This is a genomic window from Acidobacteriota bacterium, assembly GCA_004299485.1.
Taxonomy (GTDB): domain Bacteria; phylum Acidobacteriota; class Terriglobia; order Terriglobales; family SCQP01; genus SCQP01.
The window spans coordinates 98,387-111,721 of record SCQP01000014.1 but is presented as its reverse complement, the minus strand read 5'-3'; the positions used below and the strand labels follow the sequence as shown (position 1 = coordinate 111,721).

Below are 13,335 nucleotides of genomic sequence, written 5' to 3'. Positions count from 1 at the left end.
CAATGCACCCGGGGCCCCTCATGAAAATCGAATACAGCACACGGCATCTGCGGCTGTCCGGCGAGGATGGCTTCCAGCATACCTTCCATGCGTTCTGGCTGCGGGAGAGCAGCGACGCGCCCGGCTACCGGGACCCCATCACCGGCCACAAGCTGCAGAACGCGAATGAGATCCCCCTGAACATCGCCATCGCGCGCGCGACAGCCGGAGCGGAGCGGCTCGAAATCGAGTTCACGGACGGCCATCGTGCCGGCTATGCATGGGACCGGCTGCGACGCGCGGCCGAGCACCCCATCAGCGACGAATTAGTGGGTGAAAAACTCCTATGGGATGCAAGCCTGGGAATTCCGCGCTGGCATGAGCTGGAGTCGCTGCGCGCTGACCCGCAGAAGCTGCTGGCGTTGCTGAGCGATCTGGCGCGCGTGGGCTTTGCGCTGGTGCGCCACGTGCCCGCGGTGAACCAAGGAAGCCGCGAGTTTCTGGACTTGATCGGGTATACGCGCATGACCAACAACGGCGACATCGAGGACATCAAGGCGCTGCCTCGAGGCCAACACTACGATCTGAGCATGACGCCGCGCGCGCTCGAGCCGCACGTGGATAATCCGTACCGCATTCCACAGCCGGGTTATACGACGCTCCATTGCCTGCGCAACGATGCCGAAGGAGGAGAGTCCGTCTTGATCGACGGGCTGTTCGTGGCGGAAACGATCCGGCGGGAGCGTCCCGATCTGTTCGCCGCCTTATCGACCACCCCGGTTGTGTATCGCTACTGCGATGATCAGGCGATTCTGGAAAACACGGCGCCGTTTATCGATGTAGCCCCGGACGGCCGCATTCTGCACCTTAGGTTCCATGGGCGATGTGATCAGGTGGTCGCGGCGGACCCGGATGTGCTGGATACCTTTACGCGGCGAGGCGGATGTACTCCGGCATCATCTCCTCGGCTGCGGCGCAACTGGTCTTCAAGCTGCAGCCGGGGGAGCTGTTCATGGTCGACAACTACCGTCTGTTCCACGCACGGCGCGGCTTTCGATTAGATACCGGAATGCGCCACATGCAGCAGGCATACGTGGATCGCGACGTCGTCGCCAGCCGGCAAAAGACGCTCTTGCGCGATCCGGGGGCGCGCCCCTGGAAAGCCCGCTAAAAATGGCTGTCGCGTTTTCGCTATGGTTTGGCCGTGGTGAGAAAGCGGAAAGGGTTTGCAAGGCGTACATCTGATAAACGTCTGATTGCGAGGAGCCGAGTCCTATGAAAACACTTCTGTGCGCGTTGGCAGTCGTCGGTTGTCTAACCCTGATGTTCACCCCGGCGCGGGGGCAGGGCATTACCGGAAGTCAAATCAACGGCGTCGTGCAGGACTCCTCGCACGCTGCCGTGCCCGGCGCGAGTATCATCGCCATCGACGAAGCGACGGGCGCCACGCGCCTGGCCAAAACGGGGGCGCAGGGTGAGTTTGTGATCCCGGACCTGCCGGTCGGCAACTACGATGTCACCGTAACCCACCAGGGTTTCCGGCAGCAGACGGAAAAGCGCGTCACCGTCGCCGTGGCCTCGCCGGTTACGCTGACCATCACCCTGGTGGTCGGCTCGATGAGTCAACAGGTCTCGGTGACGGCGCAGGCGCCGCTGCTCAACAAGGAGAACCCCAGCATCGGCACGGTCTTTACCAACAAGGCGGTGACGAAGCTGCCGATCAACGGCCAGGACTATACCCGCTTTGCGCTGCTGACGCCGGGTGCGGTTCTGCGCAGCAATTACATCTCGGACTTGACCTTTGATGGCATGGAGACAGTCCACAACCAGTTCTCCATCGATGGCATTGACGCCTCTCGCGTCGACCAGCCCTATATGGCGAATGGGTTTGAACGCGGCGCGCGGCTGCTGACCGGCAGCCTGCAGACGATTTCGCAGTTCAAGGTGGAAACCAGTGGCTACGGAGCGCAGTTCGGCCGCGCGGCTGGTTCGTACATCAACATCGTCACCAAGTCAGGCACCAACCAGTTCCACGGTGAGTTGTTTGATTTTTTCCGTAACGATGCGCTTGATGCGCGCAACTTCTTCGCCACGGACAAGCCGGAGTTCCGCTACAACGATTTCGGATTCAATGTGGGCGGACCAATCGTCAAAAACAAGACATTTTTCTTTTTGAATTACGAAGGTTCGCGCCAGCGGCTCGGGATAACGGGGTCGGGTACGGTTCCGAGTGACTCGCTGCGGGCACAGGTGCTGGCCAAGTCGCCGCAGCTCGCGCCAATTGTCGCCATGTTCCCGCACGGCACGTCCACGACCTCGGATCCGAACGTGAACGACTTTACTACGTCGCAAGTCTCGGCGGTGCGGGAGAACACCGGGTCCATCCGCATTGACCAGACGCTGAGCAACAAGGACAAGGCCTTCGTACGGGTCAACATCAACAACTCGTATGTGAACGGACCCCTGTTTGGCGTAATTCCAAGCTCGCTCGGCATTTTCGACCATCAGAACGTGCCGCTGGGGACGCGCAATGTGGCGATTCAGGAAGTTCACGTGTTTAGCCCCAATCTGATCAATACGTTTCTGGGCGGCATGCAGCGCTGGGTGAGTTCGGTGGATTCGACCGAGCCGTGGCCGGCGACGACGATCGTCGGGTATTCAGTTCAGCCCGGCTCGCAGAGTGTCTTTGCGGAAAACAACACCAGTTTCCAGTACGGCGACTCGATGACGTACGTGCGTGGCGAACACACCATGACCTGGGGCGCGACGATGTGGCGCATCTGGGTGAACGGCAACAATGGCATTGCGCCAATGATGCAGTTCAACTCGCCGCAGGATTTTATCAACGACCGTTTGGCGTTCGTCAGCATTTCGCCCGCTTCGCCGGAGGAAGGGACGCGTGCGACACAGTTGGGTATGTATTTCAATGATAGCTGGCGCCTCCGGCCGAACCTGACGTTCACCTACGGGCTACGATACGACCGGGAGACCGTGCCGTATGATGCCTTCCATAACACGCGGCCGTTCGATACGCGGTTGAACACGCTCGCGCCGGCTGGCAGCCCATACTTTGCGCCCAACAACAAGGATTTTGGGCCGCGTCTCGGCCTGGCCTGGTCGCCCAACGGAAAGACCGTAGTCCGCGCCGGCTATGGAATCTATTACCAGGATTATCCGGTGGGATTTGGCTTCTACGGCGTCCCGTCGAACACGATTCCTGGCAACGTCACGCTGCTACAGCAACAGATTCCAACTTTGAGCTACCCCTACGACAGCTACCTGTCGCAGGCGGCGACGCCCCCGCCACCGAACGCTAACGGCTTTTCGTGGAACAAGCCCGATATTTACTCCGGTCAGTGGAACTTCAGCGTCGCGCGCGAGCTGGTGTCAAACCTGGCGCTGCAAGTGGCCTACGTCGGCAACCATGGCGTGAACCTGGGGCGCTCGGAAGATATCAATTACATCAATCCGGCTACGGGTCTGCGCCCGAACCCGAATTTTGGCGACATTTACATCAACATGAACAGCGGGTTCAGCTCTTACAATGGCCTGCAAGTCTCGCTGAAAAAGACCGGGCCCGCGTTCACCTTCCAGTTCAACTACACCACTGGGCACGCGATCGACAATGTCGAGGACCAGGGGGCGTTTTCGACGCAGCCGCAGGACAACAACAACATCAAAGCCGAGCGCGGCAACGGATCCGGTGACGTGCGGCATAACGTCAGCTTCGATGCACTCTACAATCTGCCGGTGGGAAGCGGGCACAACCTGTTTTCCCACGGTGCGGCGGGTGCCGTTTTCAGCGGCTGGAGCCTGAACGCGCTCGGCGTCGCACGGTCCGGCATCCCGGTCACGGTGTACATCGGCGACAACCCGTACGGCAACGGCGACTATGTAAACCAGCGCGCGAATTGTATTCCCGGTGTGAATCCCTATGCGGCGAATAAGACCGTGAACAACTGGCTGAACCCGGCGGCCTTTGCCGAGCCGGCGGCCGGTACGTTTGGTAACTGCCCGCGCAACAGCGTGTATGGGCCTGGATTCGTCGAGCTGGACACCTCACTGGTCAAGGAGACGCCGCTAGGCGAAGGCCGGAACATGGAATTGCGCTTTGAAGCCTTCAACCTGTTCAATCATCCGAACTTCGCTGAGCCCGACACGACGTTTGGGACGGCCGGATTCGGCCAGATTTTCCAGACGCTGGGAGCAACAATTGGCAGCGGCACGCCACGGCAGGTTCAGTTGGGTATTAAATTCAGCTTTTGATGGCATGCTGAACTGCGGAGGTATGCGATGAAAGTGGCCCTTGGTCTGGCGCTTGCTGTGGGATTGACCACCCTGGCGGGAGCGCAGGCGCAGCATGCGATCAGCCCTGCCGAGCTGATGAGCATGACCAACCTGAGCGATCCGCAACTGTCGCCGAACGGCGGCATGGTCGCCTACGTGCGGGACGTACCGAGCGGGAAATGCGCGGGACAGAACAGCCAGATCTGGCTGGTGCCGAGCGATGGGAGTGTGGCTCCCCGCGCTTTTATCCTCGGGGGATCGAGCAATACGTCGCCGGAGTGGGCGCCGGACGGACGCACGATTGCGTTTCTCTCGAATCGCGAACTGCCTCCGCTGAGTCTGAGTTTTCGATTCCGCGTGGCGGGGAGCGAGAGCGGACAGGATCTGGCAAGCGAGACTGAGAGTACTCGGTCGAGATCGTGCCGGCAGCCGCAGCCATCGCAGATTTGGACAATTTCGATCCAGGGCGGGGATGCGCTGCCTTTAACGGCGATTGCCGGAGGGGTGTCAGGATTCCGGTGGTCACCCGATGGCAAGCAGATCGCCTTTGTGCGTAACGACCGGCCGGACGCAAAAACAACTGCGGCACGCCATGCCGGAAACGACCAAACAGTGGAAGATGAACATTACCTGTTTAGCCGGCTCTGGATTTTTGACCTGGAAACGCACAGCGCGCATCTGCTGACCAAAGAGGCGGGGAGCATCTACAGTTTTGCCTGGTCACCGGATGGGAGCCAGATTCTGGCGCGTACTTCGCCGACCACCCACTATAACGACCGCTGGTACATCTCGAAGCTGGCGCTGATCGATGTGCATACCGGAGCCGAAAAAATGCTGGTGGCGCACGCGGGAGGTGGACCGGTAAGCTGGTCGCCGGACGGGCACACGATTCTGTATTCGATGCGGCTGCCGCACGGGATTGCGGAACTGCCGGCGGTTCGTGACTTGGCGACCGGCGCGACGCGCATGATCGGAGCCAACTACCCCGCGACGATCGGAGATTTGCATTGGGAGCCGAACGGGCAGGAGCTGCTGGGCATGGCGATTCAGGGCTCCTCGAACGTATTCCTGAAGGTCAACGCTAAGACGGGAGCGATCACGCCGGTGAGCGGCGCCGCCGGCGGAGAGGAATTCTCACTAAGCAAGGATGGGCGTAAGGTCGCGTTCGTGTGCGCGACGCCGAGCGACCCCGGTGACATCTGCGTTGCCGCGAACGGGCGGGAGCAGGTACTGACCAAAGCTAATCCGCAGGTCAAACAGTGGCTGCTGCCAAACACGCGGCAAATTCAATGGAAGAGTACGTTGGACGGGACGAGGATTTACGGGGTCCTGCTCTTGCCGCCAGGCTATCGGACGGGGCAGCGGTATCCGACTGTGGTGTGGGTGCATGGCGGCCCGGAAGAAGCCTACGTGACGGATTTTCATGGCAGCTGGTACGACTGGATGGTGATGCTGGCGTCGCATGGTTACGTCGTCTTGCTGCCCAACCCACGGGGTTCGGATGGACAGGGGCCGGCGTTTGCCGATGCCAACTATCAAAAGTGGGGCGACGGCGATTTTCAGGACATCATGGATGGGGTCACGCAGCTCGAGAAGCAGGGCATTGCGGATCCGGCGCGACTGGGGATTGGCGGCTGGAGCTACGGCGGTTATATGACCGCGTGGACGATTACGCACACCGATCGCTTTAAGGTTGCGATGATGGGGGCTGGAATATCGGATCTGGTTTCTGCCGCGACCACCTCCGATATCGCACCGTCGTATTGGTCCAACTATTGGGGCCAGATTGTGGGCGCCGAAGATCTCCTGTATCGCCACTCACCGGAACGTTACCTGGCGAACTGCCACACGCCCGTGCTGATCGTCGTAGGCGGTGCGGACGCGCGGGTTACCGCTGCGCAAAGCTACGAGTTTTACCATGGACTGCAGGACCTGGGCCGTCATCCGGTGATGGTGGTCTACCCGCGCGAGCATCATATCTTCCAGGAGCGGCCGCACCGGATCGATTCACTGACCCGGATGCTCAACTGGTACGAGTCGCACCTGAGGCCTTAGATGTACGTACGGAGGGAATGGCGCCCGAGCGAAGCCAGTGTCATCGAGCTCATAGAGACGCACCCGTGGGCGCTGCTGGTCAGCGGGAGTGAGGGAGCGCCCGTGGCGACCAACCTGCCCCTGTTGCTGGATCACGCCCAGCCCGGCGGCTGGCGGCTCACGGGACACCTGGCGCGAGCTAATGCACACGCGGCCGCACTCCAGGCGCAACCGGAGCCGGTGCTGGCGATTTTTCAGGGTCCCTACAGTTATGTGACGTCAAGCTGGTACCCAGGTCGTGACATGCCTCCAACGTACTATTACACCGCGGTCCACTGTCGCGGAAGGCTCGTATTTCAAGATGCTGCCGCACTGCGGGAGGCGCTGGAGGAGCTTGTCGACCGGATGGAAGCTCCGTATCCGCAGCCGTGGGCTACGGCAGAAATCCCGGAGCAAGCGATTACGCGTCGGCTGCCGCGGATTCTGGGATTTCGCATCGAAGTGCAACAGATCGAAGCGAAGTTCAAGCTGGGGCAGGATGAGCCGCGGCGGGATGCGTTGGCGGTTGCCGAACATCTGCTGGCATCGCCGCGCGAAAACGACCGCGCTCTGGGGGCGCTGGTGGAGGAGTATAACCGCGGGCGGAAGGACTAGGGAGGGATCGTGCGCATTCGATTTCAGAGTCTGATGGGCGCAGCGCTGTTGTCTATGGGTGTATTAACCGCCGCCCAGAGCCCTATCCAGGTGGGTGCCAGCGTGCAGGTGAGCAAAGCCCTGGCGCAGGACCCACATTATGAAATTGAAATCGGCGCCAACCCGAATAATGCAAAAGAGTTGATTGCCTGTTCGATGGTGTTTCCACCGGAGGCTCCGACCAGCCAGGTCGATACGTTCGTTACGTTTGACGGCGGGCGTACGTGGCAACTGAGCTTGCGGCAAAAGGCGCAACTCGAGGCGTGGGATCCGGCGTGCGAGTATGGGCCGGGCGGCGTGGCGTATTCATTGTCGGAAGCACAGACGCGACAATATCCGGATGGCTACGACCGGTTGGACCGGTCGCTGGACGGCGGGAAAACGTGGCTGCCGTTCACGCGGATGATTCATGCGGAGCGCAGTTTTCTCACGGTTGACAATCAACCAGGACCCCATCACGGCTGGCTGTTTGTCTATGGAATGAACGGCGATCACGACATTCGCGTTAGCTACTCGCGCGATGGTGGTACGACGTTTGTGACGCAAATCGTGCCCGTGCAGGCCGATGCCGAAGTTGTGAATGTGGGCCCCGGCGATTTGTTGAGCGATGGATCGCTGGTGATTCCCGTTCCGACCGTCGCTCCGCCCGGCAGCCAGCGGCAGGACGAACGCGTGTGGCGTCCGGGCTTTATTAACGTCGTGCGCATGCACTTTCAAAGGCCCAACTGGCCATTGAAGAGCCAGGTAGACCGGGTAACGCGCTGGTGGGTGGATTTGGCCGCCAACGGCAGCTACTACACCACGCTGGCGATTGACCACACCCACGGGCCATTCCGTGATCGCATCTACGCGGTTTGGGAGGATTGGGATTCGGGCCGCTCGCGTGTGCGGCTGACCTACTCGAGCGATCTTGGCAAAACCTGGTCAGCGCCGCGGAATCTTGATGACAATCTGGCACGCCGGGATGGTGACCATCTGAACGGGCCCGACGATATCCATGGCACCGTCGCCGTGAACGATCGCGGAGTGGTGGGAGTAATGTGGCTGGACCGGCGCGATCAGCCGGACAACCTGGGGTGGGCGGTGCGCTTTCGCGCCTCGCGCGACGGCGGCGATACATTTGTGCCGGGCGTCAAGGCCTCAACGGCGGATTACGATCCTAGCCGTGGCGGACGCGTGCCGTTGTTCAACGATCTCGCATTGCCATGGTTTGCATTTCATGGCGGACACACCATGGGACTGGCGGCCGACGCTGCCGGGGCGTTTCACCCGCTGTGGGTCGCCAATCCGGAAGGCGTGGCGCAAGTGTGGACCACGACGATCCGCGTCGACGGCGACGCGGTGCGCCACGGCAGCCCGGCGCTGGCCAACCTGGTGGACGTAAGCGGGCAGGTGAAGCTGCAATTTTTGGAGCGCTTCTATAACCTGAAGACGCACACCGTCTCGTTTGCGGTCCGGGTGCTCAACACCAGCCAGAACGTAATTCACGGCCCCCTGAAGGTGCGCGTGCTCTACGCAGGCTCCTACATGGGAAGAGTAGAAGTAAGTGACAATGGCGCCATGCGGCCGCTGGAAGGCACGATTTGGGAGTTCAAGTTGCCGGGTGGTGCGCTGCAGCCGGGCGCGATGACGGCGGCACAACCGGTGGTGCTCTATGAGCACGGCCTCGACCCTTTCACGCAGATCGGTCACTTTCCGATGGCCATCACGCCGCTGGCGGACCTAAGGACAACCGTACTGGCCGGAGCGATCCGTGCAGCCGGCCACTGATACGACACCCACTCGTGGCACGCGGTACCTCAGTAGGCCAACAAGCGGGAGATAGCGGCGCGGATGGAGTCCACGCTGGGTAAGAGGGCGTTCAACAGGCCGACGTTATACGGCATGGGGACGTCGGGTACGGCCAGCCGCTCGATCGGTGCGTCCAGCGAGAGAAAAGCTTCCTGAGCCAGGGTGGCGGCGATTTCGGCGCCAAACCCGGCGGTGAGCGTATCTTCATGAACGATCAGGCAGCGCGCGGTTTTGCGCACCGAGGCCAGCACGGCTTCCTTGTCCCAGGGCATCAGCGTCCGCAGATCAAGAATCTCAATCGAGCCGGCCTGCTCAGCGGCCGCAGTGAGGCAGCGCTCCACCATCGCGCCCCAGGTCACCACCGTGACGTCGCTACCTTCCTGGAGACAAGCGGCCTTGCCCAGCGGCAGAACGTAATCGTCGCCGGGATAAGGCCGCCGGGCGCTCGCAGCGTCAAGCAAATTCCGATGCTCGAAAAAGATGCTCGGATTTTCGCTCCGCAGTGCAGACCGCAGCAGGCCCACCGCGTCGGAGCTGTTGGAAGGGAACAGCACCTGCCAGCCGAACTCATGCACAAATGTCACTTCACTTGACTTGCTGTGCCAGGGGTCGCCGCACTTGAAAAACCCTCCCGGCATACGCACCACCACCGGGGCAGAGAAGCGGTTCGCGGTGCGCCAGCGCAGCGTGCCGCAGTCATTGATCTGCTCGGTTCCAGAGTCGGCGTACTTGCGGAACTGAATCTCCGCCACCGGCCGCAAGCCCGCCAACGCCATGCCCACCGCCGAGCCGATTATGCCTTCCTCCGACAGGCTGGTGTCGAATACGCGCCGCGGGCCGAAACGAGATTGCAAATCCTGCGTCGCAGTATGCACGCCGCCTTTGGCGCCAACATCTTCGCCAAACGTCAGCAGCAGCGGATTGCGTTCCATCTCCACTTCGACCGTCCGCCGGATGGCTGCGACCATGTTCATGCGCGCGCCCGAGGTGGCCGGTTCCATCGCGGCTACCCGCGGTTGTGGCGCAAACAGGTAGCGCTGCAGCGTGGCCGGGTCGGGATCCGGCCGCTGCTCGACCTCGGCCAAGGCCGCGCGCACCTCCTCGTCCGCCTCACGTTCCAGACGCTGCCACTCTCCTTCGTAGAAGGCCGAGGGCACCAGGTACGCCTTCAGCCGCGGCAGCGGGTCGCGTGCGCGTTCGGCAACCAGCAGCTCGGCACTCTTGTAGGCTTGCGTATCCTGACCGGAGTGGCCGGACAGGCGCGGCATGCGCAGATGAACCAGAGCCGGGGATCGGTCGCCGCGCACTGCCATGATCGCACCGCTCAGACAACGGATGGTGTCGGCGGGGTCGGTGCCGTCGCCATCCCAGACGCGGAGATTGCGGAACGAAGCCAGGTTTTGGGCGATATTGCCCCCTGGCGTCTGGCGCGTGCCGGGCACGGAAATGCCAAAGCCGTTGTCCTCGATGTAAAAAAGCATGGGCAGCCGCTCGGTGGTGGCAATGTTCAATGCCGACCAGAAACCGTTGGCGGCGCACGAGGCCTCGCCTCCGAGCGCAACCGCGATCGATCCTTTGTAGCTGGCCTGGCGCAGCTCATCGCGGTAGTAGGTGATGGCCCGCGCCCAGCCTGCGGTGGTTGTGAATTGGGTGCCGACGCCGCCCGACATGGGCAGCACGATCACGCCGGCTTCGCCTGGCGGGCGCGGCAGATTGTACACGGCGCCGATGTCGCGCCCTTCGCTGACACTGCCGGTTTTGCCCATGCCGCCGGCCAGCGCATCCGCCGCGCTCAGGCCCAGCGTCAACAGCAGCGGACGGGATCGGTAATAGCCGCTCGCGGCGTCGTGCGGGCCCACCAGCATCGTGCCCAGTAGGATTTGTCCCAGTTCATGGCCGCGGGCCGAAAACTGATACGGAACCTTCTTGGGATAGAGTTCGTTCTCCTCCAGTGCGTCCAGCGCCCGCGAAACCAGCATCGTGCGGACGACGCGACGCCAGTCAAAGCGAGGGTCGACGCCGGTAGTGGCGGGCGCGGGGTGGGTGGCGCGCGGCAAGGGCGCAGCGCCCGGGGCCGCCACGGCCGCCGTATTCACGGAAGGTGCGGGGCGAGGACGCCTCCGGCCATGCCGGTGCCGTGGCCGCCGTGGACGCTGCGGCTCCGCAGGCGGTTGCCCGGTTGCCGCTGGCGGCAAGGCAGGCGCAGCCATTTCCGCCGGTTCCGGTTCCGGCGATGCTGCCGGCTCCGGCGTAGCTTCCGGCAGGGTTTCGTTGGCAGGGGTCTCGTTCTCGATTTCAGGCACGCACAACCTCGTTCGCATACGCAGGAGCGAGCCAGTGGCGATAAGCAGGCAGGTGTCCACGCGTGGCGTTGCGATATACCTCGCTCAGCTTCTGCGTCAGCGGCCCTGGCTTTCCCGCGCCTACGGTATGATGATCGACTTCGATAATGGGCGCGATTTCTGCGCCCGTGCCGCATAGGAAGATCTCATCGGCGATATAGAGCTCGGTGCGGTCAATCGGGCGCTCGCGCACCGTCAGTTTCAACTCCGCGCGCGCCAGCTCCATGACGGTATCCCGCGTAATGCCTTCCAGGATATTTTCGGTGATCGAGGGCGTATGCAGTTCTCCGTTGCGGACGATAAACAGGTTCGCAGCCGCCGCCTCGCAGACGTGACCGTCCTGGTTGAGAAAGATGGCCTCGTCGTAACCGTTGGCGGCTGCGTCATCGCCGGCCAGAACGCTGTTGGCATAGGCGCCGGTAATCTTGCCGCGGCCGGGGATCGAGTTGTCATCCACCCGCCGCCACGCCGATACGCCGGCGCGCAAGCCGCCTTGCCGGGGAAAGTACGCGCCAAAGGGCACGACCACAATCGCATAGGCGTCATTGTTGTCCGAATGCACGCCAATGGCCGCCGAAGCCTTGTAGGCGAGCGGGCGCACATAGACGTTCGTGTGGAACTGGTTGCGGCGGCAAAGCTCCGCGGTGATTTCGCAGAGTTCCTCGACACTCTCGGGAACCCGGAGCCGGAGAATGCCACAGTTGTGCTTCCATCGCCGGTAATGATCGGCAATCCGCATGAGGTAGAGATTGCCGTCGCCTTCGTCGTGGTAACCGCGGATGCCTTCAAACACGCCTGAGCCGTAGTTCAGCCCATGCGTCAGGATGTTCACGTTGGCATCGCCCAGGCGTCCATACTGACCGCGGAACCAGACGGTAAGATTGGGATCCGGTGGCGTAGGCATAGCGGTATTCTCCTCCGGCATTCATTTTCGCCTAATTTGCAGCAGAATTAAACTGGTAGCGGATGTTCTATCTGACCGAACTGATCAACCTGCCTCTGCGGGGCGGCGACGGCCACCGTTACGGCAACGTGCGCGAGCTGGTGGTCGAACCGGAGGCGGACGACAATCTGGTGCGGCGGGTGATTTACCGCCATAACGGTAACCTGTGGGAAGTGCCACTACGGCTGCTGGGCCTGGACCTGGAGGGCATGACCGTGGAAATGCGGCAAGTTTCGCCCGTGCCCATGGAAATCAACTCCGGCCACTTGCTCTTGCGTCACGACGTTCTGGACCAGCAAATCATTGATGTCAATGGCCGCCGCGTGGTGCGCGTCAACGACATTGGCATGGATCTGCGCGAGAAGGATGGCAGCTACGAATTGCGCGCCCAGCAGGTGGATATCGGCGTCTCCGGGGCCCTGCGGCGCCTGCTGCAGGGCGCCGTGCCCCGGGCCTGGCTCAAGGGCGCCTCCGAGTGGCCGAACTCGCGCCCCATCCCCTGGCGGGCCTTCGATCTGGTAGAAACCGACCCCGCGCGGCGCATACGCCTGCAGATCACCTATCGTGCCCTGGGCCGGCTGCACCCGGCCGACGCCGCCGATATCATGGAAGAGCTGGCGCCGGCCGGACGCGATGCCGTGTTCGGTTCGCTCGACCACGAAGTGGCGGCCGACATTCTCGGCGAGGTCACGCCCAAGTTGCAGCGCTCGCTGATTGAGGGCCTCGAAAGCGATCACGCCGCCGACATCATCGAGGAAATGGAGCCGGACGAGGCTGCCGACGTCCTGGCCGACCTTCCCGCAGAACAATCGGAAGAGATTCTGCGCGAGATGGAAGCGCCTGAACGCGAAGACGTGGCCGACCTGCTGGAATATCCAGAAGATACCGCCGGCGGGCGCATGACCACGGAATTCATCGCGGTCCCGGAATCCGCTACCGCGGCTGCCGCTATCGCCGCGACGCGCGCTTTCGAGGGGCCGATTTCCGGTGTAACCACCATCTTCCTGCTCAACGACGAGGGCCAGCTTTCCGGCGCCGTCCCCGTCAGCCGTATTCTGCTCGCCGCCCCAAGTAATCTGCTGCAGGATATGGCGGATGAAGCGATTGCCGTGGAGCGGGAGCGGGCGGAAGCGGACGTGGCGGAGTTGTTCAACAAGTACAACCTGCTGGCGCTGCCGGTGGTCGATGACCAGCGCCGGGTCCTGGGCGTCGTTACCGCCGACGACGTGATCTCCTGGCTGAGCGAAGATTAACGCTCCCGCCAAT

The 13,335-nt window shown here is 62.2% G+C and carries 9 protein-coding genes; 7 read left to right on the top strand and 2 right to left on the bottom strand.

All coding sequences use genetic code 11. The annotated features are described in order from the left end of the window. The first annotated feature begins 2 nt into the window (after positions 1 to 2). The 6 genes from EPN33_09310 to EPN33_09285 all read left to right on the top strand — a co-directional run bounded on the left by EPN33_09310 (position 3) and on the right by EPN33_09285 (position 8,763). Entirely contained in the window at positions 3 to 1,040 is a 1,038-nt protein-coding gene (locus EPN33_09310; GenBank protein TAN21849.1) for a DUF971 domain-containing protein, read from the top strand. Further along, positions 923 to 1,150: a hypothetical protein gene (locus tag EPN33_09305; protein TAN21848.1), complete on the top strand. Its 228-nt coding sequence runs from the start codon at positions 923 to 925 to the stop codon at positions 1,148 to 1,150. Before EPN33_09310 ends, EPN33_09305 begins: the two co-directional genes overlap by 118 nt. Positions 1,151 to 1,254: 104 nt before the next feature. Further along, positions 1,255 to 4,245 (top strand): TonB-dependent receptor, encoded by a 2,991-nt coding sequence (locus tag EPN33_09300; protein ID TAN21847.1) that lies wholly within the window; start codon positions 1,255 to 1,257, stop codon positions 4,243 to 4,245. Positions 4,246 to 4,272: 27 nt separating this feature from the next. Beyond that, complete coding sequence (locus EPN33_09295) at positions 4,273 to 6,321, top strand: S9 family peptidase (GenBank protein TAN21846.1); 2,049 nt, start codon at positions 4,273 to 4,275, stop codon at positions 6,319 to 6,321. Continuing rightward, positions 6,322 to 6,954, top strand: a complete 633-nt coding sequence (locus tag EPN33_09290) for an FMN-binding negative transcriptional regulator (protein TAN21845.1) — start codon at positions 6,322 to 6,324, stop codon at positions 6,952 to 6,954. A gap of 9 nt (positions 6,955 to 6,963) precedes the next feature. After that, on the top strand, positions 6,964 to 8,763 hold the full coding sequence (locus EPN33_09285; GenBank protein ID TAN21844.1) for an exo-alpha-sialidase: 1,800 nt from the start codon (positions 6,964 to 6,966) through the stop codon (positions 8,761 to 8,763). A 29-nt stretch (positions 8,764 to 8,792) separates the two neighbouring features. Here EPN33_09285 and EPN33_09280 read toward each other — a convergent pair whose 3' ends face one another. Continuing rightward, positions 8,793 to 10,763 (bottom strand): pyruvate dehydrogenase, encoded by a 1,971-nt coding sequence (locus EPN33_09280; GenBank protein ID TAN22159.1) that lies wholly within the window; start codon positions 10,761 to 10,763, stop codon positions 8,793 to 8,795. Between the two features lie 316 nt (positions 10,764 to 11,079). Continuing rightward, positions 11,080 to 12,030 carry a branched-chain amino acid transaminase gene (locus tag EPN33_09275; protein ID TAN21843.1) on the bottom strand — a complete coding sequence of 317 codons (951 nt, stop codon included), beginning with the start codon at positions 12,028 to 12,030 and terminating at the stop codon, positions 11,080 to 11,082. 62 nt (positions 12,031 to 12,092) lie between these two features. Here EPN33_09275 and EPN33_09270 point away from each other — a divergent pair, with 62 nt between their 5' ends. Further along, positions 12,093 to 13,322: a CBS domain-containing protein gene (locus EPN33_09270; protein TAN21842.1), complete on the top strand. Its 1,230-nt coding sequence runs from the start codon at positions 12,093 to 12,095 to the stop codon at positions 13,320 to 13,322. Positions 13,323 to 13,335: the final 13 nt, after the last annotated feature.